Raw genomic sequence first — 21,262 nt, forward strand, 5'->3', positions numbered from 1 at the left:
GCCGTTTTTTTTGTCCGCGAGCACTGCAGTTTCAGCTACAGCTTATAAGCTGTAAAGCAAAAATACAGCTTATTCAGAGTGAATAAACAGCTTATAGAGAGTAAAACTGCTTTACAGCCTATACTGCGTAAATTCGAAATACAGCGTTGAGAACGGGATGAGCGAATTCACCGTCCGTACCTCGGATCAGCTTTCGGGCATGCTCCGAGCCTTCAGGAAACAAGCCGGCCTGACGCAGGGCGAGGTCGCCGAACGCTTGGGCTTGCGCCAGCAGACGTATTCCACCCTGGAGCGCAATGCTGAAACGGTCAGCGCGGGCAGGCTCATGAAGGTATTGGCCGTGCTGGGCGTGGATCTCGTGTTGCATCAGCGCGAACCCACGGACTCAAGCGGCCACGGCATTGCCGATGAACGCGATGCCGGCATGGGCGGCCATCACGCATCCCCGAAGTGGTAGTGATGGGACGCCGCTCATACGTCCGCGCATTGGCACTATGGATGAATGGTGTCTTCGTTGGCACCTGGCGGTTGCACCCGCAGTCGGGTGACGAGCTTGCCTACGACGATGCATGGGTCCAGCGGCCAGAGGGACGGGCGTTGTCGTTGTCCCTGCCTTTTCAGCCGGGCAATGCGCCCCATCGCGGAGAGGCGGTACGCGCGTATTTCGACAATCTGCTGCCCGATAGCCAAGCCATCCGCGAGCGCGTGGCTCGTCGTTTCGGCGCCGATTCAACCGGCGCCTTCGACTTGTTGGCGCAGATCGGCAGAGATTGCATCGGCGCCCTGCAAATCCTGCCTCTTGGCGAGACGCCCGCAGGGGTGCAGACCATTGACGCGGACCCGCTCTCCAGCGCCAAGATGGCGCACCTGATGGCCACGCAAAGAATTTCAGCATTGCGTTGCAGCCACATGGCCAATACCACATGACGCCTTTGTACGATGTGCTGTCCGCGTATCCGTTGCTGGGGGCTGGCCCAGGAAAGTTCTCTTCCAAAAAAATAACGTTGGCGATGGCCGTGCGGACCAAGAATACGCATTACCGCGTCAGCGAAATCATGCGGCGTCATTGGGTGCAGCTGGGCCGTCAGTTTGGCGTGATCGCGCCAAACGGCGCCAATGCCGACATCGTGATTGATGATCTGGTAGGCCGCACGCCGGGCGCAATACGCAGCGTGCAGGCCCAACTGCCCGATGCGTTTCCGCAAGACCTGGCCGACAGCATCTTCGCCGGCCTTCAGGCTGCTGCCGACAAGCTCGCCACCTAGCGCGAAAGGACACACCCCACATGGCTTTGAATTCCGATGCATTGCGCGTGTTTTTGGGCGTGGTGGACGCCGGGTCGCTGAGCGCCGCCGCTGAGATGCTGGGCCAGACGGCGTCGGGGGTCAGCCGGGGCTTGTCGCGCTTGGAAGAAGACCTGGGCGTGATCCTGCTGAACCGCACGACGCGCCGCATGGAGCTCACGGAAGAAGGCGCGCACTTTCTGCCGAAGGCGCGTCAGATTATCGCGTCGTTGGAAGAAGCCGAAGAGTGCATGCGGATGGTGCATCAGCGGCCGGCGGGGCGGTTGCGGGTGGATGCGTCGGTGCCGGTGATGCTGCATTGCGTGGTGCCGCAAGTGGCGGAATTTCGGCGCGAGTATCCCGAGATCACGCTGGAACTCACCAGCAATGACCGCATCGTGGATCTCATGGAACATCGCACCGATGTCGCCATCCGCATGGGGCCGCTGACGGATTCCACCTTGCACGCGCGGCCGCTGCGGCCGTCGCCGCGCTGGATGATGGCCAGCCCTGATTACATCGCTCGGCGCGGCGCGCCGGAGACGGTGGAGGACTTGGCCCGCCATGAAGTGCTGGGCTTCACGCAGCCCGAAAGCCTGAACGTGTGGCCGTTGAAGCACGCGGGCGGGTCCAGTTATCTGGCGACACCGACGTTGGCGACCTCAAGCGGAGAGACGCAGCGGCAATTGGCGATCCGCGGCGTGGGCATCGCGTGCCTGTCGGATTTTGTGGTGCGCGAAGATATCGCGGCGGGCAGGCTGGTGAAGGTGATGGAGGGGGTGTACAGCGATCAACTTCAGCCCATGCACGCCGTGTACCACCGCAATACGCAGCTGTCGCGGCGCATTGCGTGCTTTCTGGATTTCTTCGCGGGGCGGGTGTGATGGGGTGCGCGCGCTGAACTGCCGCTCATCCTGGATGATGAGCTCGCGCGTCACCCATCCTACGCGTGCAACGCTCTTCCAAAGGCCGACAACACCGATTCATGCAACGTTTCCGACAACGTCGGATGCGCGAATACGGTGTGCATCAAGTCCTCTTCCGTCGCTTCCAGCGACGCCGCCACGCCATACCCCGTGATCAGCTCGGACGCTTCCGGGTGGATGATGTGTGCGCCCAGCAATTCCCCCGACGTCGCATCGAACACGGTCTTGACCAAGCCTTGGTCTTCGCCCATTGCGATGGCCTTGCCGTTGCCGGCGAAGGTGAATTTGCCGACACGGATCTCGCTGCCGTTTGCCTTCGCGTGCTCGCGTGCGCGGGCTTCGGTCATGCCGATGCTGGCGACTTGCGGGTACGAATAGGTGCAGGCGGGAATGCGCAGCGAGTCGATGGCATGTACGGGTTTGCCGGCAATGGCTTCCACGCACAGCACGCCTTCGTGGCTGGCCTTGTGCGCCAGCCAGGGCGCGCCGGCCACGTCGCCAATGGCGTAAACGCCGGGCTCGGCGGTGCGGCATAAGCCATCGGTGACGATGTGGGTCTTCTCGATCTTCACGCGCGTCTTTTCCAGCCCCAGGTTTTCGACGTTGCCGACGATGCCGGCGGCGACGATGACGCGGTCGATTTCCAGTTCCGACGTCTTGCCCTGTTGGTCCAGCGTCACCTTGACGCCGGTTGCCGTCAACGCCGATGCCGTGACCGCGCATTGCGTCAGCACGCGTATGCCTTGTTTCTCGAACGCCTTGCGCGCCAGCTGCGAAATTTCCGCGTCTTCCTGCGGCAAGATTTCTGGCGTCATGTCGATCAGTGTGACGTCCGATCCGATCGCGCGGTAGAAGCTTGCGAACTCGGCGCCAATGGCGCCTGCCCCCACCACCAGCAACGACTTCGGGATCTCGGTGGGCATCAAGGCCTGGCGGTACGCCCAGATGCGCTCACCCACGGGCAGCGCGGGCAATTCGCGGGCGCGCGCGCCGGTAGCCAGAATGATGTGTTTGGCCGATAGCGTCGTGCCGTTATCCAGCGCCAGCTTGCCCGCGCCCGCCAGCGTGGCGCTGGCCGCGAACACTGTCACGCCGTTCTTCTTCATCAAATGCGCCACGCCTAGTCCCAGGCGGCCCGCCACCTTGCGCGACCGGGCGACCATGGCGGCCAGATCAGGCCGGGCTGCGCCCGCGCCCGTGACGCCGTAGTGCGACGCCTCTTGGCAGGCGCGCAGCACGGTCGCGCTGTGCAGCAGCGCCTTGGTGGGAATGCAGCCCCAGTTCAGGCAGATGCCGCCAAGTTCCGCGCGCTCTACCAACGCTACCGACATGCCCAGCTGCGCGCCGCGAATGGCGGCCACATAGCCGCCAGGGCCGCCGCCGACGACGACCAGATCAAACACGTTCTTCGTCATCGTCGGGCTCACAGCAAAATGCGCACAGGGTTTTCGATCAAAGTGCGGAAGGCGGCGAGCCAGCGCGCGCCGACCGCGCCGTCCACTGCGCGGTGATCGGCCGACAAGGTCACCGTCATGACGGTGGCGGCAACCAGGTCGCCGTTCTCGGCCACGACGGGGCGGCGTTCGGCTGCGCCCACCGCCAAGATGGCGGCCTGCGGCGGGTTGATGATGGCGGCGAACTGGCTGATGCCGTACATGCCCAGGTTGCTGACCGTCAGCGAACCGCCTGTGAACTCTTCGGGCTTCAAGCGGTTGATCTTGGCGCGTCCGGCAAGCTCCACGATTTCGCCTGCGATGGCGGACAGCGACTTCACGTCCGCGTCGCGCACGATGGGGGTGACCAGCCCGCCGTCGGTCGCAACCGCCACCGAGATGTCGGCGCCCGCGTGGTATTCGATCGCGTCTTCGTGCCAGCTGACATTCACTTCCGGCACTTCGCGCAAGGCGAGCGCCGCCGCGCGCACGATGAAGTCATTGACCGACAGCTTCACCGCGCCGCCGTGGTTCGCTTGCGCGCGAAGCGCCAGCAGCGCGTCCATCTTGCAATCCACCGACAGGTAGAAATGCGGCACGTTTTGCTTGCTTTCGGTCAGGCGGCGGGCGATGGCGCGGCGCATGCCGGTGTGCGGCACGCGCCGGGCTGCGGGGCGGCCGGCTGACGACGCCACCGCGGCCACGGGCGCACGGTCGCGTGCGGATTCAACGTCACGGCGCACGATGCGGCCATGCGGTCCGGTGCCGGCGACGCCCAGCAGGTCCACATGCCACTGCGCCGCCAGACGGCGCGCCAGCGGGCTGGCGAACAGGCGTCCGCCGGGAACCGGGGTGTTGGATGCGGGCGTGGTGGCGGATGCCTTGGGGGCGGCGACCGTGGATGTGGCCGAAGACGCAGCCGCAGAGGTGGCCGAAGACAAAGCCGCAGAGGTAGCCGAAGATGCAGCCGAAGGCGCAGCCGCAGATGCTGCCGCAGGCGCAGCCGTCGATGCCGCAGCAGCGGGTGCCGCCGCAGCGGCAACCGCAACCGCCGCGCCGCCATGTTCGGCCAGCACGCGATCAATCGCCGAGGCATCGTCGCCGTCAGCCAACAACACGCCGATAACGGTATTGATCGGCACCGACGCCGCGCCTGCCGGGACGACGATGCGGCCCAGCACGCCCGCATGCTCGGCGTTGATTTCAACAATGGCTTTTTCGGTTTCGATTTCCGCCAGCGCGTCGCCGACGGCGACCGTGTCGCCTTCTTTCTTGAGCCACTGGTGCAGGTTGCCGCCCGACGTGTCGGCGGCAACGGAGGGGAGCTTGATAAGGTGAGCCACGATAGTCGTCCTAGTTTGCGGCGGCGGCCAGGTCGGGCCGGTAGGCGGCGGGGTCGTCGTATTCGACCAGTTCCAGCACGTTGCCTTCGGGGTCGCGGAAGAACGCCAGCCACGTGCCCGGGCGCACTTCCATCGGCGCGGGCGCGCTGTCGAACACCACGCCCTTGGATTCCAGGCCGCGCACCACGCCCGCCAGATCGCGCACGATGAAGGTCAGGTAGGTGGCGCCCTGGCGGTCGAGTATGGTCTTGCCGCGCACCGCGGCGTCAGGCGCCACGCTGGGTTGCAGCAGCTTGATGCGTTCGCCGTACGGCGTCTGCAAGCGCGCCACGTCGTAGCCGTGCACGGTCAGGCCGGTGGCGCGCGCCTTGTCGGCGGGCACCGTCACTCGGTTGACGAGCGCGAGGCCGACGACGTCCGTGTAGAACGCCAGCAGGGCATCCAGGTTCTGGCAGCAGATGCCGACTTCCATCGGCACCGTCATGTGCAGCGCGCTCATGCTTGTTCTCCCAGATCCGCCAGCACATCGGCCAGGCCCGCCAGCACTTCTTCGGTGTCGGCGAACGCTGCGCGTTCCAGCACCTTCGAAATGCTGGGCGACGCCTCGCCGCCAGTCACGCGCTTGATCGGCTGGTCGAGCCAGTCGAAGTAGCGGCGCTGGATTTCATCGGACAGCATCGCGCCATACGACGTGCCGCGCGCGCCTTGCTCCACGATCAGTACGTTGTTGGTCTTCTGGATGCTGGCGCCGATGGTGTCCCAGTCCAGGCTGGCGCGGTCCAGCGTGCGCAGGTCGATGATCTCGGCGTCCACGCCGGCTTCCTCGGCGGCCTTCAATGCGCGGCCCACCATCGCCAGATACGTCAGGATGGTGACCTTGCCGCCCGTGCGGCGCACGCGGGCTTTGCCGAACGGAATGGCGTAATCCAAGTCGCCCTCGGCGACCTCGCCGGACGACCCATACAAGTCCACGTGTTCGATGACCAGCACCGGGTCCTTGGAGGCCAGCGCGGTGTTCATCAAGCCCACGTAGTCGTACGGCGTGGATGGCGCGACGATGCGCCAGCCCGGCGCGGTGGCGAAGATGCCGGCCGGGTCCATCGAGTGCTGCGAGCCGTAGCCCGTGCCCATCGCGACCTTGGTGCGCAGCACGAAGGGCACGTCGATGTCGCCGCCGAACATGTGGCGGGCCTTGCCGATCTGGTTGAAGATCTGGTCGGCCGCCACCCACATGAAGTCGGGGTACATGAATTCAACGATGGGCTTGTAGCGCCCGTCCATCGCCAGCCCGCCGCCCAGGCCGGCGAAGGCGTTTTCAGAGATCGGGGTGCCCAGCACGCGGTCGGGGTACTTGTCTTTCAGGCCACGCGTGGCGCCGTTGGTACCGCCCTTCAAGCGGTGCACGTCTTCGCCCAGCACGACGACGCCACCATCCGTTTCCATGCGGCGGTCCAGCACGTCGGCCACGGCGTCGACGAACTTGCGTTCGACCTTCGTGCCCGTGTAGTCATCGGCGTCCTGGTAGCGCAGGCCGGCCAGTTCCGAACCATCGCTGCGCAAGCCGACGTCGCGGAAGTCGGGGCTGGGCCAGAGGTCGGCGCGCACGCGGCGCTTGCCGCCGTCCGCCGCTTCGGTCAGACGGCCGGCCACGTCTTTCATGACGTCCTTGCAGCGTTGACGCAGCGCGTCCACTTCCGCTTGCGTGATCAGCTGGCGGCCGATCATTTCAGAGGCGATCTTGTCCAAAGGATCGCGGCGGCGCCATTGCGCTTCTTCGTCTTTCGAGCGATAGCCGAAGGCGCTGCCGGGGAAGGGGCCGTTCTGGTGGAAGAAGCGGTACACGTCCACTTCGACGATGGTCGGGCCGTTGCCCGCACGCATGTGCGCCACGGCTTCCGACATGGCCAGATGCACGGCCAGCGGGTCCATGCCGTCAACCTTCCACGACGGAATGTTGAACGCCAGACCACGCGCAGACAGGCGCGGTTCGGCGGTGGACTCTTCCACCGTCGTCGACACCGCGTAGCGGTTGTTTTCGATGAAGAAACACAGCGGCGTTTTCCACGCGGCGGTCAGGTTCATCGTTTCGAGCACCGAGCCGATGTTCACCGCGCCGTCACCAAAGTACGTCACGGCCACGCGGTCGGTGCCGGCGTGCTTGTGCGCCCAGCCCGCGCCCGCCGCCAGCGGCACGCCGCCGCCCACGATGGCATTGGTGCCCAGCGCGCCGGCTTCCAGCCAGCGCAAGTGCATGCTGCCCCCACGGCCCCGGCAATAGCCTTGCGCCAGCCCCATGATTTCAGCCAGCGTTTTTTGCAGGACTTCATCGATGGCGGGCGTGTGCGGGTTGCGCGGGTCCAGGCCCAGCGGGGCCACGTGCTGCAAGGCCTTGGCCAGAAACTGATGGTGGCCGCGATGCGAGCCATTGATCTGATCGCCGGCGCCCAGCGCCAGCACCGAACCGACGGCGCCGCCTTCCTGGCCGACTGACGAGTGCGCGGGGCCGTGCACCAGGCCTTCGGCGGCCAGGTCCAGCACAGCCTCTTCAAAGGCGCGAATCCAGTGCAGCTGGGTCAGCATCGTGCCGAGCAGGGCGGGGTCCGCCTGCTGCCAGTCGCGAGCCTCGACCGTCAGTTGCCGCCAGGGCGCTTGGGGCTCAAGCGGTTGGTAGGTGGCCATGAGTGAATCTCCAGAATGTTTTTAAGCGTCGGTGCGGTTAGAGGTAGCTGTAGCGGCTCCAGCCGCCGTCGGCCACCAGGGTGTGTCCGGTGATGTAGGCGGCCTGGCGCGATGCCAGAAAGACCGCCAGGTCGGCCATTTCTGCCGGCTGCGCCATGCGGCGCAGCGGCGTGCGCTGCTTCAGGCGTTCGGGGTCCAGGCGGCCGCGCGCGGCCAGGTCGCGCACCAGATCGGTCTCGACATAGCCGGGCGCCAGCGCGTTCACGCGCACGCCCATCGGGCCCCATTCCACGGCCAGCGTTTCGGTCAGCAGCACCACCGCGCCCTTCGTGGCGCAGTAGGCGGCGCGGTCGGGCGCGGCCACCACGCCGTACATCGAGGCCAGGTTGATGATGCTGCCCGACCCTGCCGGCACCATGCGGCGGCCGGCGGCCTGTGCGCACAGAAACACGCCGGTCAGGTTGATGTCGACCGCGCGCCGCCATTCGTCCACGGTGACTTCCAGCGTGGGCTTGTTGGCCGAGATGCCGGCGTTGTTGACCAGCACGTCGATGCCGCCCCAGGCCTGTTCGACTTGCGCGAACGCGCGTTCCACGGCGTCGGCATCCGTGACGGATGCCTGCACGGCCAGGGCGTCCCCGCCCGCCGCTTTCAGATCGGCCACGGCGGCGTCCAGCGCCGCAGCGTCCATGTCCAGCAGCGCCACGCGCGCGCCTTGGCGCACGAAGGCCTGCGCGGTGGAAAAGCCGATGCCTTTGGCGCCGCCGGTAATCACGACCGTTTGGCCGCGCAGGTCGCTATGGATGACTTCAGTAGGGTTGTCCAAGAGGGTTACCTGTATAGGGGTTGCGTGATGGCGGGGTCAGACCGCCAGCCATTCCTGGACGACGTCCTGGCGCTCATGCAGCTGCGCGGGCGGTCCTTCGAACACGATGCGGCCGTGGCCCATGACGCTGACCCGCGTGGACACCTTCAGCGCAATCGTCAGCTTTTGCTCCACCAGCACCACCGATACGCCGCGCTTGTGGATATCGCGGATGACGTCGGCAATCACTTCCACGATCTTCGGCGCCAGCCCTTCGGTGGGCTCGTCAATCAGCATCACCTTGGGGTTGCCCAGCAGCGAACGGCACATGGTCAGCATCTGCTGTTCGCCGCCCGACAGGTTGCCGGCCTTGGTGTTGCTGCGTTCTTTCAGGCGCGGGAAGTAGTCGAACATCTGCGCGGCCGTCCAGTAGGGCGCGTCGTCGCGCTTGGGCTGTTCGCCCATGCGCAGGTTTTCGTCCACGGTCAGGTTGGCGAAGACTTCGCGCTCTTCAGGCACAAAGCCCACGCCTGCGCGTGCGATTTCGAAGGGGCGTTTGTTGGTGATGTCGCGCCCTTCGATGGCGATGCGCCCGCCGGTCACGTCCACCAGACCCATGATGCTTTTCATGGTGGTGGAGCGGCCCGCGCCGTTGCGGCCCAGCAGGCTGACGACTTCGCCTTGCCCGATGGACAAGTCGATGCCGTGCAGGATGTGGCTCTTGCCGTAATGGGCGTGCACGCCGTGCAGGCTGAGCAGGGGGGAGTGCGCAGGGGCGTGCGCGGGGGATGTTGTCGTCATACCGTTTCCTCTCCCAGGTAGGCTTCGCGCACGCGGGCGTCGCCGCGAATTTCTGCGGGCGTGCCGGTGGCCAGGATCTCGCCATAGACCAGCACGCTGATGCGGTCGGCCAGCGAGAACACCACCTGCATATCGTGTTCGACGATCAGCAAAGTGCAGTCGCGCGTCACGTCTTTGATGAGTTCTACCGTGTAGTCGACTTCGTGCTGCGACATGCCGGCCATCGGCTCGTCCAGCAAGATGACTTTCGGGCGCGAGGCCAGCGTCATGCCGATTTCCAGCGAGCGCTGTTCGGAGTAGTTCAGGTCGCCGGCGGCGGTGGCTTGCTTGGCCGTCAGGCGCACTTTTTCCAGCAGACGGTCCACGTCTTCGTTGACGGCGCGGTTGCGTGCAATGGGGCGCCAGAAGTTGTAGACCAGCCCGTGCATGCGCAGCACCGCCAGGCGCAGGTTTTCACGCACGGACAGGCGCGGGAACACGTTGGTGATCTGAAACGATCGCGCCAGGCCCAGCCGGTTGATGGCTTCGGGGGCCAGGCCGCCAATGGAGCGCGAACGCAGGCTGATATCACCCGAGGTGGGCGCAAACGAACCCGACATCAGGTGGAACAGCGTGGACTTGCCCGCGCCGTTGGGGCCGATGACGGCATGGCGTTCACCGGCTTCAATCGCCAGGTTCACGCCGCGGATGATCTGCGCTTCGCCAAAGGACTTGCGCACGTCGGTCAGGGTCAGGATCTCGTGGCTCATTTTGCGGGCTCCAGCATAGGGGCGGCATCGCCGTCGTTACGCCACATCGCCATCGCACAGCGGCAAGCCAACAGGCCCGCGGCGAACAGCGCCACCGGAATCAGCCAGGTCGAGACCGCAAGCGGCGCCCAGTCGTGGCCGAAAAGGGGAATGGCGGGCCAGCCGGCGTCGGGGTTCATGGCGAGCAGCGCGCGGTAGTCACGCGCGAACATGCGTTGTAAGAGCTCTACCGAAAACACGGTGGCGGCGGTCAGCAGCAGGCCGCCGGCAACCGACACGATGGCGCGCGGCAGCCAGTTGGCCAGGCCGCGCTCGCGCAGCGACTTGGCGGCGCGTTGCACCAGGCCCACCAGGCCGTCCGGCACGAACAGCATCACCAGCACAAACAGAATGCCTTGATACAGCAGCCACGAACGCGTGATGTCGGCCAGCGTCTGCGACAGGAACGTCAGGATGGACGCGCCCAGCACCGGCCCCAGGAAGGCATTGACGCCGCCGATGTAGGCGAACAGCACGGCATCGGTCGACAGCTTGACCTCGAACAGCACGTAGTTGCCGGCCTCGATGTTCAAGGCCTGCAATCCCCCCGCGATGCCTGCGAACATGGCCGACAACGCAAACACCATCGTCTTCAGCGCATGCGGGCGGTAACCCAGATAGCGCAGGCGGTTGGCGTTTTCACGCAGACCCAGCGTGAGCCGGCCCAGCGGCGTACGGGTCAGGCCATACAGTGCCGCCAGCGAGATCAGCACCCAGGCCAGCACCAGGAAGTACACCTCGATGTCGGAGCCGAAGGTGAAGCCCCATGCCGGCATGCGCATGGCGGACACGCCCGCTTCGCCGCCGAACACGCCTTTCAGGTGCGGCGCCAATGCGTGCAGCAGTTCAGCCAGCGCCAAGGTGATCATCGAAAAGTACACGCCGGAACGCATGGTGGCGAACCAGCCCGCGACCAGGCCGAACAGCAGCCCGGCCACGCCGCCCACCAGCGGCATCAGCGGCGTGGGCAAGAGGCCCGCGCCACCCAATGCGTTCATCGCGTGGATGGTGGCGAACGTGCCTACGCCAAAGTACGCGGCGTGGCCAAAGGACAGCATGCCGCCCTGGCCGGCCAACAGATTGAACGCGCAGGCAAACAGCGCGGCGATCAGCATCTGAACGGCTGCCACCAGCTGGCCCGGAGGCAGCAGCCAGGGCAGCGCGCACAGCGCCGCCACACACGCAATCAACAACAAGGCGCCAGAGGCTTTACGGGTGTGGCTCATGCCTGCTCTCCCTTCAGGCCCGACGGCTTCACCAGCAGCACCACCAGCATCAGCAGGAAGGGCAGGGTGGCGGCCAGGCTGGAAATCTTCACGGTCATCAAACCGCCCACGCTTTCCGCCCACTCGCCCGCGCCGAACAGGCCGAACAGCGACGCCAGGCTGGCGTCGATACCGACCGAGAACGAACTGATCAGGCCGATCAGCAGCGACGCGATCATGGCGCCTTCCAGCGAACCGAGTCCGCCCACGACCACGACCACGAACACCAGTACGCCCAGTTCAAGCGCCATGTTGGGGTTGGTGGTGTAGAAGGCGCCGGCCACCGCACCGGCCAGGCCGGCCATGGCGGCGCCCACGCCGAACACGCTCATGAACACGAGCGGCACGTTGTGGCCCAGCGCTTCGGCCATGCGCGGCCGGTAGATGGCCGAGCGCACGACGATGCCCACGCGGGTGCGCGCCAGCAGCAGGTAGATGACGGCGAACATCGCCAGCGACACGCCGCCCATCAAGAGGCGGTAGAAGGGGTAGTCCGCATCGAACACGCGGAAGGCCGCGAAGTTCAGGAATTGCGGCACGCGGTAGTCCACGGGGAAGTCACCGTAGAACAGCTTGATCAGCTCGGCCACGATGAACGCCAGGCCAAAGGTCACCAGCAGTTCCTGCGCGTGGCCGAACTTGTGGACGCGGCGCAGGAAGAAGCGTTCAACGCCCATGCCCAGCACGCCCGAGATGATCGTCGCCAGCACCAGCGCCACCCAGAAACCGGTGACGGGCGTCAGCGTGTAGGCGGCGTAGGCGCCGATCATGTAGAACGAGGCGTGCGCAAAATTCAGCACGCCCATCATTCCGAAAATCAGTGTCAGGCCTGCCGACACCATGAATAGCAGCAGGCCGTAAATCACGCCGTTCAACAGCGAGACGGTAAAGTATTCCATGTCCGCTCCATAATTCTTGCGCTAAGACGTCACGCGTCTTGCGAGCGATTGCGCACGTTGTTTTTCCGGCCCGCGCCGGGAGTGCGCTTATTGGGGCTGGGTGATGATGGGTTGCGCGCGCGTGGCAAGGTGTCGTTGGCCAGGCGCGCGCAAGCCATCATCCCGTTCTTAATTCGGCCGCTGCATCTTGCAGGTTTCCTGCACCGGCGCCGACACGTCCGCCGCCGCCAACACCTTCACCGGCTCAAAGCCCATGTCCGTGCCGTCGGCCTTGTACTTGGCGTTCTTGCTCACTTTCGACACCACCATCGGCAACTGCACCTGGTGGTCTTCGGCGCGCATCGTGTAGGTGCCCAGCGACGACGTGTACGTGACCTTTTCCAAAGCCTTCGCCAGTTCCGGCACGGACAGCTTGCCGTCCTTGGGCTGCACCTGCTTTAACGCTTCACCCAGAAAGCGCACGCCGATCACGGTTTGCGGTTCGGTGTAGCTGGGGTAGTGGCCGGTCTTGGACTTGTAGTCTTCGGCGAACTTGGCGCCTTCTTCGCCCGCGGCTTCGATGTTGTACGGGTGAGCGATGTAGTGGCCCAGCGCGACGTCGCCGGCGTTGGCCAGGTTGCCCACCTGGTCCAGGAACACGGTGGCGAAACGCACCTTCAGACCGGCGGCCTGCGTGGCCTTCATCAACAGCAGCAGGTCGTTGGACCAGTTGCCGGTGATGACGGTGTCGGGCGTGGCCGAGCGGATGCGCGCAACGTAGGGCGCGAAGTCCTGGATCTTGTTGACTTCGTGCAGCGTCTTGCCCACCACTTCATAGCCGTACTGCTTGGCGAAGCGCTCGGTGGCGCCTTCCATGTCCTGGCCCCAGGAATAGTTCTGGTTGATGGCGTACACGCGCTTGCCCAGCGTGCCGTCGGCCGACATGACCGAGGCCAGCGACTTCACGCGCAGGTCGGCGTTGGTGGTGAAACGGAAGTGGTAGAAGTGGCACTTCTGGCCGGTCAGTTCCAGGGCTTCGCCGCCGACGTTCAGGAATACGACTTCCTTGCCGGGGTTGCGCAGATTGTGTTTGCGCACGTCTTCGGTCAGCTGCCCCGAGATGGCGGACGACGAACCCTGCACCAGCACCTGCACGCCTTCAGCGGCTGCGGCGCGGAAGCGGTCGGACGCGCCGACAGGGCCGCCCTGGTTGTCGAACTCAACGAGTTCCAGCGGCTGGCCATTCCAGCCGCCCGCCGCATTGATGCGGTCCAGCTCGTATTTGACGGCGGCGCGGAACATCAGGCCGGTGGACGCTTGCGGGCCGGACAAGGTTTCGATCAGACCGATCTTGACGGGTGCGGCGTGCGCCGATGCGGCAAAGCCGGCCAGGCACAGCAGGCCGGTGGTGAAAGCCAATTTCATGCGTGTCTCCTCCGTGGGACGGGAGTGGTAAGTGCGTGAGTCGATCAAGCGCGCTTGGTGGCGGCTCTTGTGTGGCTGGGAGTCGTGCAAGGGGGAGGGGATAAACGCGAGATAGGGGCGAATACGGTCGTGCTGCCGGTGATATTCACCCTGTTGTCTCCTGCCTGTTTTGCGGCGCTCGGCCTTGTTTTTGCTGACTGGCTTGCCTGAAAACGTGAGTTGATTTACGCTTTCGGAATAAGTTGTCAGGCAACTTTATTAAGTTGTCCGATAAATCATAGGGCAAGCGATTTTCTCGTGTCAAGCGGCGGATTCAGGAGTTCAATCAAAGATTTCGCGGCGGCCGGGAAGGCAGCAAGGCACGCCCATAACAAGCTTGGAGACAGGATGATCTCGTTTGAAGGACAGGTGGCCGTGATCACCGGCGCGGGCAATGGCATCGGCTTGGCGACGGCGCGGCTGATGGCCGCCCACGGCGCGCGGCTGGTGCTGACTGACATCAACAACGCGCGCCTGGAAGAGGTTGCAGCCGAGCTGGACCCGACCGGGCAGCGCGTCTATACGCATGCGCTGGACGTGTCCGTGTCGCATGATTGCGAACGCGTGTTCGATGCGGCCGCCAAGCATTTCGGCGGGCTGGATCACCTGGTGCATTGCGCCGGCATCTACCCGGAACAACTGGTCAAAGACACCAGCGACGAGGCCTGGCGCACGCTGATGCGCGTGAACCTGGACGGCACCTTCTATACGTGCCGGGCGGCGCAGCGCCACCTGCGTCACAACGGCTCCATCGTGCTGTTGACGTCGCTGGCCGCGCAGCGCGGCAGCTACGCGCACGCCGCCTATTCCGCGTCCAAGGGCGCGGTGCAGAGCTTCACGCGCAGCCTGGCGCTGGAGCTGGCCCCGCAGATCCGCGTGAACGCGGTGGCGCCGGGCATTATTGCGACCTCCATGACGCACGACCTGATTGGCCAGAAAGGCGCGCAGTTGCTGGAAAGCACGCCGCTACGCCGCTTTGGCACGGCCGAAGAGATCGCCGGGTCCATCGCCTTCCTGTGCTCGCCGCTGGCGGGCTTCGTGACCGGGGAAGTCATGCAGGTCAACGGCGGCATCTATATCGCTTAAAGTGCAGGACGCCGCCATTACGAGTTCACGATTTTCCATGTCGACGAATCCAGACCAGGACCCGCCGCGCAACGCGCCCAAGAGTTCGCTTTCCGCGGGCTTGGCCGACACGCTGGCCGAGCAGATACGCCAAGGGGTGCTTGCCCCCGGCGACCGCCTGCCCACCGAAAAGCAGCTGACCGAAACGTATTCGGTCAGCCGCGCCGTCGTGCGCGAGGCGCTGGCCCGGCTGAAGTCCGAAGGGCTCATCACGTCGCAACAGGGCAGCGGCGTGTTCGTGGACCCCAACTTCCAGCGCAACGCGTTTCGTATCGCCGCGCCCACGCCGGGCGACACTCAGGACCTGGAACACATCCTGGAACTGATGCTGTCCATCGAAGTCACCGCCGCGCGCTACGCGGCGCAGCGCCGCACGGATCAGGATTTGAAGAAGATGCGCCAGGCGCTGGTCGGCATGGAGTACGCGCTGATCAACGACAAGCTGGGCGATGAAGAGGACTACCAGTTCCATCAGGCCATCGTGCAGGCCACGCACAACCCGCATCTGGTGTCGCTGAACGATTATCTGGAAGCGAATGTGCGGCGCGTCATTCGCAGCGCGCGCAACAACACGGCGCGCCGGTATGCGGAGCGCATGGCCGCCGTGCAAAGCGAGCATCAGGCGATCTTTGTGGCTATCGAAGGGTCAGACCCGGATGCCGCCGGGCGCGCGGCGGAACAGCATCTGCGCAACGCGGCAGATCGGCTGCGCTTGTTTCAGGCCGAACGCCCCGCGCCGGTGTAGGCGGCGGGGCGGGGTGGCCTGGCCTGGCTTCGCTTCAGGCGAAGGTCTGTTCCATTTCGCGGCGGAATTGCACGGCCGTTGAGCGCTCGTCGTATTCCACGTCGCGCCAGCGGATCGCCTGCGATTGCCGCACGGGGTGTTTCAGTTTGACCTGATGCGACAGCCCCAGCGGCAGATAGCCTTCTTCCACGGAATCAGGCGCGGGCATCAGCCGGCCATACACCGTGTAGCCGCCTTCGCCATCCAGAATCTGGCCGGCCTGCAAATCGCGCTTGGCGGTGGCGACCACGTCGCCGTGCCAGCCGGCGGGCGCGCCAGTGGGTTCACGCCGCAGCCCGACGCTGGCCACGCTGATGCCCAGCTCCAACCCGATCAGGTGATAGGGCTTGTACATGGCGGTGTAGTTGCCGCTGGGGTCCGTTACCAGTCCGTATTCCTGGAAGCAGCGGCGCACGTAATCGCTATCGGCCGCAAGCGTCACATACACGCCCCAGCGCAGGTCGCGAAACACGGGGCGGCCATCGCGTTCCAACGATGAAATCACTTCCACCTGGCCGCGATGGTGCAAGATGCCGCCGTCTTCGCGCGGGCGCAGCACACGGGCCAGATCGTCCACGCCGCAAGGCGGGAAGTGCAGGCCCGACGGCGACGGCAGCAAGCCCGTGGCGTTGGACACCGCCGCCATCTCGATGGCGCTTTTGGTGCCGTCCAGAAAGCTGTTGAACATCTGCGCGTTGAAGTCGCCCGCCGCCACCATTTCCGCGGTGAAGCCGTAGTACGGCCACACGGTGTCGGGCGTGGACGTGTGAAATTCGGGCAGGTATTTCGTGCCCTTGCCGGCCGCCATCACTTCGAAACCGGACGCGCGCGCCCAATCCACCATTTCGCAGATCAGCGCAGGCTGGTCGCCGTAGGCCAGTGAATAGACGATGCCCGCTTCGCGCGCGCGGCGCGCCAACAGCGGGCCGGCCAGCGCGTCGGCTTCAACATTGACCATGATGATGTGCTTGCCGTATTCGCAGCAGGCCAGCACGTGGGTGATGCCGGCGGCGGCCTGGCCGGTGGCGTCGATAACGATGTCGACGTCGGGGCTCGCGATGATGGCCAAGGGGTCATCGCTGAAGAAGACTTTGCCGTTCTTCAGCGCGTCGTTGGTGTTGGCGGCGTTAAGGGCGCTGGCGGGCCAGCCGACGCGGGTCAGGGCGGCGCGGGCGCGGTCGGGCGCCAGATCCGCCACCGCCACCAGCCGCATCCCCGGCGTGCGGGGAGCCTGGCTCATGAACATGGCGCCGAACTTTCCGGCGCCCAACAGTGCAACTCGTAAAGGCTTGTGGTCGGCTTCTCGCTGCTTGAGCAGACGGTACAGATTCATGGTGCGGGCTCCTCCGGGGTGGGGGGGTACAGCCAACACAGAATAGTCCTAATTCATGACCGCTGAACAGGATTCAGGCGAACTCACTCGTCTGCTGTATAGAGCTCGCCCGCCAGCACATTGCGCCACGTCGACCACGTGATGCGGGGCCGGTCGGTAACGTGCCGGTTGTAAGGCGCGTCAAACAGAATGTGTTTCCAGCGCGGCTTCACGGCGCCTTCAATCAGGGGCTTGTCGTCGATCAGCAGATGGCCTTGAACCAGCGTCTTGTCTTTGGTCAGGATCAGCCGGTGCGTGGCGTCGCGGCCCAGGTTCTTTTCCACCCACAGGTATTTTTCGGCCACGCAATTTTCAAACTGCGATAGCGGCGACGTGCAGATGCGCACGTCCATGCCCAGCGCCAGCAATTCGCGCACGGCGTCCAGCGCGCCCGGCACGGGCGGCAGGTTGCGGATGAAGCCGGGCGCGGTGTAGATGGCCTCGGCCATATCGCGTAGTTCGGGGCCGTAATCCTCGCGGATGTAGAACGACTTGCGGTCTTCAAATTCAATGGGCGCGATGTCGGGGTAGCGCGCGCGCCAGGCGTCGATGAACGCGTGTTCGAAATCGGCCAGCACGCCGTCTTGGTCCAGCAGGATGATCATGGCGATCCCAGGGGGTTGTGCAAGCGCCTGATTGTGCCAGAGCCCGGCTAGGGTTCCACGGGGCGCGATTGCGCAACGATGCGGTAGCGGCTGCCGCCCGTCAGCGATTCGGAGGCCACCAGCACCATGCGGTCATAGCGCCAGACGAGCGGTGCAGGGGGCTGCTCAGCAGGGGCCTGCTCAGGGGAGCGATCGGGGGAGCGATCAGAGGCGTGATCGGGGGAGTGAGCTGAGGCGTGATCGGGGGAGTGATCTGAGGCGTGATCTGAGGCGTGATCAGGGGGGAAATCCGGCGTGCCTTCGGCCGGACCCGCACGTTCGATATTGCGCAGCAGCGTGACGTGCGGGCGGAAAGGCTGGGGCGGCGCAGCCAGGCCGTATCCGGCCAGCCAACGCCACAGTTCGTCATGCACGGCTTGCAGCGCGGCAGGGGTGGCGCGCGGCCCGGCCCAGAGGATGCGCTGGCGTTTGAAGACGCCGTAATGATCCAGCGTGACCTCGCCTGGCGGCAGCCGGAGTTCCGGCGTGGCGGCGGCAAGCTTGTCGGCCAGTTGCGCATCCACGGGGCCGAGAAAGGCCAGGGTCAGGTGCAGCGTTTCGGTGCGCATGACGCGCCCGCCGCAGGCAGGCCGGGCGGCTTCCGCCCAGCCGGCAAGCGAGGCGGCAAGCGGGGGCGACGGCCACAGGGCGAAGAAGAGACGGACGGTGGACATGCGCTGATTGTAGGCGCGCAGCGTCCCGTTCCGTCGTCGCTTGCCCTTCAGGTGTCGGTGGTTTCCGACTTGTTGCGCAGGCGCGAGAGCGCGGTGTCAAAGCGTTCGACGCCGGGCCGGGCAGGGCGGTCGAACCGCTCTACGCCAGGGCGGGCCGGTTTGTCGAAACGTTCCACACCGGGGCGCGCAGGCTTGTCGAAGCGTTCTACGCCAGGACGATCAAAGCGTTCCACACCCGGCCGGGTGAAGCGTTCGACACGCTGCGGCGTTTGCGTCTTGGCTTGCACGCTTTGCGCCGCGGCCTGTTCGCGCTTGGCGATGATTTCCTCGGCGCGCTGGTGGTGCGGCGCCATCTTGCGCACCATCACCCGGCCATCGCGCGGGAAGTAATTGATGCGTCGCGCATGCACGTCGCCCAGGTCCTGCCCCTTGACCGGAATGCCTTCCGTGCGCAGGTAGTTCAGGACGAATTCGCCGTTGCGCTCGCCAATGTTCATCTGCTGCATGGCACTTAGCACCGCGCCGCCGCCGAACACCTTGGCTTCCAGGCGGTCGCGCACGGCGCCCGCTTTGAGCAGTTCGTTGATCAGCACTTCCATGGCAAACGCGCCATAGCGCATCGTGGCCGACGCGGGCGACTGCATGTCGCCTTCCGGCAACATGAAATGGTTCATGCCGCCCACGCCCGTGACCGGGTCATGGATACAGGCGGCAACACACGACCCGAGTACGGTCGAGATCATCAGGTCTTCGTCGGTGACGTAGTACTCGTTGGGGAGCACTTTCACCGCCTGACATTGGAACGCGCTATCGAAATAGTGGCGCGTTGCACGGGCTTCAAGACGGGCGACCATGGGACTTAAGGGGCAAGAACAGCGATTGGGACACGAAGGACGTAGCTCGGTAAAACAGCGAATGTTTCAAAAAGTGTAAAAAAATGTCGCTTTATTCTTGCATATCCCAGCGGACAACGGGGGAAATGCTTGTAACGGCTGCGACGTGATACGTCCCTGATTATTAACGCGCTTTCCTCTCCCTGGCGCATCGCCGGCTGATTGCTGGACGCTCGAAGACGTAGTCTCCGTCCGTAAGGACGGCTTGGAATCATCGTACACAGCCATGCATGAAGCCTTTCCCCGGATCACGGGGAGGTTCAGGCTTCATACGTGGCTTTATGGAAGATTTTCCGGGCGTGGCCGCCCTGGCGCGGTGTGAACGTACTGGTATGGGAATACCAGCGCGGGTGCCCGCGCCGCTGCGATCAGAACCGCGTGCTGCGCGTCACCGACCAGCGGGCCGACAAGGCGCCCAAGGCGGCAGAGGCCACCACGGCGAAGATCAGCACGGACGCGCCCGGCAGGTGCAGGGCGAATTCCGCGCCGTAGCTGCGGGCAAGCCCAAGCAGGGCGTCGTTCAGCGGTGACAGCGCAATGGCCGACACGCCAATCGCCAGCAGTGACGCCACGGCGCCCGACAGCGCACCCAGGTACAAAAACGGCCGGCGCACGAAGGATTCCGTGGCGCCCACCAAGCGGGCGACGCCAATTTCTTCACGTTGCGACAGCGCTTGCATGCGCACGGTGTTGAACACCGTGGCCAGCACCACGACGGCGACGCACGCGGCCAGGAAACCCAGGCCGATTCGCGCAAAACGCAGAATGGCTTCCAGGCGCTGCACCCAGGCGCTGTCCAGCTGCACCAGGTCTACGTGATTCCATTGTTTCCAGGCGCCGGCCAGCTTGTCGGCGCGCCCGGCCAGGTTGTCGCCGTCGGCCAGCGTCACGACCACGGCGTCCGGCAGCGGGTTGCCGGGCAACACGGCCAGCGCCTGCTGCCACGCCGGATTGGCGCGCAGATCGGCCAGCGCGGCATCGCGTCCCACCACGCGCACGGCGCGCACGTCTTCCTGATATTCGTCCTTGATGCGTTTAGCCACGTCTGCCGCGGCGCCCGATGGAGCATCCACGCGCATGAACACAGTCACTTCCGGGGTAACGGACATCTGCCGCGCCACGGGTTGGACCGACACCAGAATGGCGCTGCCCAGCAACGGCAGGGCCAATGCCAGCGCCATCACCAGCAGGTTGGCCAGGGATGAGAACGGTTGTTTGGCCAGCCGGCGCAGGGTGACCATCAACGCATAGCGGTGCTGCCGCAGCCAGGCGTTCATGACGAGGCTCCCGGATGGCCCATGCCGGGTTCCGCGCGGCCGCCGCCCGTGCGGGGCGGGGCGGCTTGAGGCGGTGCGGCGTCTGGGGGCGGGGCGGACCCGTTCGAATCGGCGAACTTGCCCGGGTCGATGCGCAAGGTGCGAGTGGCGTAGCGCGCCATGAGGTCCTGGTCGTGCGAGGCGATCAGCGTCGTCACGCCCACGCGGTTGAAGTCGCGGAACACGTTCATGATGCGTTGCGCGTTGTCGTGGTCAAGGTTGGCGGTGGGTTCATCCGCAATCAGGATGGCGGGCCGGTTCACGATGGCGCGCGCAATCGCCAGCCGCTGCTGTTCGCCGCCCGATAGTTCGATGGGATTCAAATCTTCTTTGCCCGACAGCCCCACTTTGTCCAGCGCGGCGCGGGCGCGCGCGGCGGCGGAATCCCAGGGGTGCCCCTGAACCGCCAGCGGCAGCATCACGTTTTCGAACGCGCTTCGATCGAATAACAGATGGGTGTCTTGCAAGATGACGCCTACGGCGCGGCGCAAGTACGGCCGGGCCCGTGCGGGCAGCTTGTCCAGCCGCTGGCCGTTGACCTGGATGGACCCGCGGCTAGCGGGCTCCAGCCCGCCAATCAGCTTGAGCAGTGTGGACTTGCCGGCGCCGGACGGCCCCGAGACGAAAACGAATTCTCCCGCGCTTACGCGGAAGTTGATGTCGGCCAGAATATTTCGGCCGCGACCATATGATTTGAATACGTGTTGGAATTCGATCATGGCGGCTGTCAGATGAAGCCGCAATAGTAACTCGGGGACAGTAAGGAGACCTAAGCCGATTCGTGCCTGC

General features: G+C 65.1%; 22 protein-coding genes. 6 read left to right on the forward strand and 16 right to left on the reverse strand.

What is annotated here, in order from left to right:
- Window positions 1-157: 157 nt before the first annotated feature.
- Genes AC1DB0_RS21340 through AC1DB0_RS21355 form a run of 4 tightly spaced genes read left to right on the forward strand, consistent with a single transcriptional unit; the run spans window position 158 to window position 2,167 of the window.
- A complete protein-coding gene (locus tag AC1DB0_RS21340) occupies window positions 158-457 on the forward strand; it encodes a helix-turn-helix domain-containing protein (protein WP_427949453.1) in 300 nt (99 codons plus the stop codon).
- Between the two features lie 41 nt (window positions 458-498).
- On the forward strand, window positions 499-927 hold the full coding sequence (locus AC1DB0_RS21345) for a HipA N-terminal domain-containing protein (RefSeq protein WP_476757571.1): 429 nt from the start codon (window positions 499-501) through the stop codon (window positions 925-927).
- Complete coding sequence (locus AC1DB0_RS21350) at window positions 900-1,265, forward strand: HipA domain-containing protein (RefSeq protein ID WP_420840180.1); 366 nt, start codon at window positions 900-902, stop codon at window positions 1,263-1,265. Before AC1DB0_RS21345 ends, AC1DB0_RS21350 begins: the two co-directional genes overlap by 28 nt.
- 20 nt (window positions 1,266-1,285) lie before the next feature.
- Window positions 1,286-2,167 (forward strand): LysR family transcriptional regulator, encoded by an 882-nt coding sequence (locus tag AC1DB0_RS21355; protein ID WP_054427045.1) that lies wholly within the window; start codon window positions 1,286-1,288, stop codon window positions 2,165-2,167.
- Between the two features lie 59 nt (window positions 2,168-2,226).
- Here AC1DB0_RS21355 and lpdA read toward each other — a convergent pair whose 3' ends face one another.
- The 10 genes from lpdA to AC1DB0_RS21405 form a co-directional block, all read right to left on the reverse strand.
- Window positions 2,227-3,624, reverse strand: a complete 1,398-nt coding sequence (lpdA, locus tag AC1DB0_RS21360; protein ID WP_476757572.1) for a dihydrolipoyl dehydrogenase — start codon at window positions 3,622-3,624, stop codon at window positions 2,227-2,229.
- Window positions 3,625-3,632: 8 nt separating this feature from the next.
- On the reverse strand, window positions 3,633-4,985 hold the full coding sequence (locus AC1DB0_RS21365; RefSeq protein WP_476757573.1) for a pyruvate dehydrogenase complex dihydrolipoamide acetyltransferase: 1,353 nt from the start codon (window positions 4,983-4,985) through the stop codon (window positions 3,633-3,635).
- Between the two features lie 10 nt (window positions 4,986-4,995).
- Window positions 4,996-5,484 (reverse strand): VOC family protein, encoded by a 489-nt coding sequence (locus tag AC1DB0_RS21370; RefSeq protein ID WP_054427048.1) that lies wholly within the window; start codon window positions 5,482-5,484, stop codon window positions 4,996-4,998.
- Window positions 5,481-7,664, reverse strand: a complete 2,184-nt coding sequence (locus tag AC1DB0_RS21375; RefSeq protein WP_476757574.1) for an alpha-ketoacid dehydrogenase subunit alpha/beta — start codon at window positions 7,662-7,664, stop codon at window positions 5,481-5,483. The genes AC1DB0_RS21370 and AC1DB0_RS21375 overlap by 4 nt, the downstream gene beginning before the upstream one ends.
- 37 nt (window positions 7,665-7,701) lie before the next feature.
- The gene (locus AC1DB0_RS21380; RefSeq protein WP_476757575.1) at window positions 7,702-8,490 is read right to left on the reverse strand and encodes an SDR family NAD(P)-dependent oxidoreductase; all 789 of its coding nucleotides are present in this window, start codon (window positions 8,488-8,490) and stop codon (window positions 7,702-7,704) included.
- A gap of 36 nt (window positions 8,491-8,526) precedes the next feature.
- A complete protein-coding gene (locus tag AC1DB0_RS21385; RefSeq protein WP_054427051.1) occupies window positions 8,527-9,270 on the reverse strand; it encodes an ABC transporter ATP-binding protein in 744 nt (247 codons plus the stop codon).
- Complete coding sequence (locus tag AC1DB0_RS21390; protein ID WP_054427052.1) at window positions 9,267-10,019, reverse strand: ABC transporter ATP-binding protein; 753 nt, start codon at window positions 10,017-10,019, stop codon at window positions 9,267-9,269. Before AC1DB0_RS21390 ends, AC1DB0_RS21385 begins: the two co-directional genes overlap by 4 nt.
- A complete protein-coding gene (locus AC1DB0_RS21395; RefSeq protein WP_476757576.1) occupies window positions 10,016-11,284 on the reverse strand; it encodes a branched-chain amino acid ABC transporter permease in 1,269 nt (422 codons plus the stop codon). Before AC1DB0_RS21395 ends, AC1DB0_RS21390 begins: the two co-directional genes overlap by 4 nt.
- On the reverse strand, window positions 11,281-12,222 hold the full coding sequence (locus AC1DB0_RS21400) for a branched-chain amino acid ABC transporter permease (RefSeq protein WP_342067912.1): 942 nt from the start codon (window positions 12,220-12,222) through the stop codon (window positions 11,281-11,283). The genes AC1DB0_RS21395 and AC1DB0_RS21400 overlap by 4 nt, the downstream gene beginning before the upstream one ends.
- Window positions 12,223-12,390: 168 nt before the next feature.
- Window positions 12,391-13,626, reverse strand: coding sequence for a branched-chain amino acid ABC transporter substrate-binding protein (locus tag AC1DB0_RS21405; RefSeq protein ID WP_054427055.1), 1,236 nt, complete (start codon window positions 13,624-13,626; stop codon window positions 12,391-12,393).
- Between the two features lie 387 nt (window positions 13,627-14,013).
- Here AC1DB0_RS21405 and AC1DB0_RS21410 point away from each other — a divergent pair, with 387 nt between their 5' ends.
- Together AC1DB0_RS21410 and AC1DB0_RS21415 are read left to right on the forward strand one after the other, a co-directional pair.
- A complete protein-coding gene (locus AC1DB0_RS21410) occupies window positions 14,014-14,751 on the forward strand; it encodes an SDR family NAD(P)-dependent oxidoreductase (protein ID WP_054427056.1) in 738 nt (245 codons plus the stop codon).
- A 37-nt stretch (window positions 14,752-14,788) separates the two neighbouring features.
- Window positions 14,789-15,535, forward strand: a complete 747-nt coding sequence (locus tag AC1DB0_RS21415) for a FadR/GntR family transcriptional regulator (protein WP_054427057.1) — start codon at window positions 14,789-14,791, stop codon at window positions 15,533-15,535.
- 34 nt (window positions 15,536-15,569) lie between these two features.
- Here the strand turns inward: AC1DB0_RS21415 and AC1DB0_RS21420 are convergent, their stop codons facing one another.
- The 6 genes from AC1DB0_RS21420 to AC1DB0_RS21445 form a co-directional block, all read right to left on the reverse strand.
- Complete coding sequence (locus tag AC1DB0_RS21420) at window positions 15,570-16,907, reverse strand: NAD(P)H-dependent oxidoreductase (protein ID WP_054427058.1); 1,338 nt, start codon at window positions 16,905-16,907, stop codon at window positions 15,570-15,572.
- An 83-nt stretch (window positions 16,908-16,990) separates the two neighbouring features.
- A complete protein-coding gene (locus tag AC1DB0_RS21425; RefSeq protein ID WP_054427059.1) occupies window positions 16,991-17,551 on the reverse strand; it encodes a 5'-3'-deoxyribonucleotidase in 561 nt (186 codons plus the stop codon).
- Between the two features lie 47 nt (window positions 17,552-17,598).
- Window positions 17,599-18,264, reverse strand: coding sequence for an RNA 2',3'-cyclic phosphodiesterase (gene thpR, locus AC1DB0_RS21430; protein WP_476757577.1), 666 nt, complete (start codon window positions 18,262-18,264; stop codon window positions 17,599-17,601).
- Window positions 18,265-18,311: 47 nt separating this feature from the next.
- The gene (gene cheD, locus AC1DB0_RS21435; protein ID WP_054427061.1) at window positions 18,312-19,118 is read right to left on the reverse strand and encodes a chemoreceptor glutamine deamidase CheD; all 807 of its coding nucleotides are present in this window, start codon (window positions 19,116-19,118) and stop codon (window positions 18,312-18,314) included.
- A gap of 407 nt (window positions 19,119-19,525) precedes the next feature.
- Window positions 19,526-20,434 carry a cell division protein FtsX gene (locus AC1DB0_RS21440; protein ID WP_054427062.1) on the reverse strand — a complete coding sequence of 303 codons (909 nt, stop codon included), beginning with the start codon at window positions 20,432-20,434 and terminating at the stop codon, window positions 19,526-19,528.
- A complete protein-coding gene (locus AC1DB0_RS21445) occupies window positions 20,431-21,192 on the reverse strand; it encodes a cell division ATP-binding protein FtsE (protein WP_054427063.1) in 762 nt (253 codons plus the stop codon). The genes AC1DB0_RS21440 and AC1DB0_RS21445 overlap by 4 nt, the downstream gene beginning before the upstream one ends.
- Window positions 21,193-21,262 lie beyond the last annotated feature (70 nt).

Source organism: Achromobacter sp. 10T422 (genome assembly GCF_056394065.1).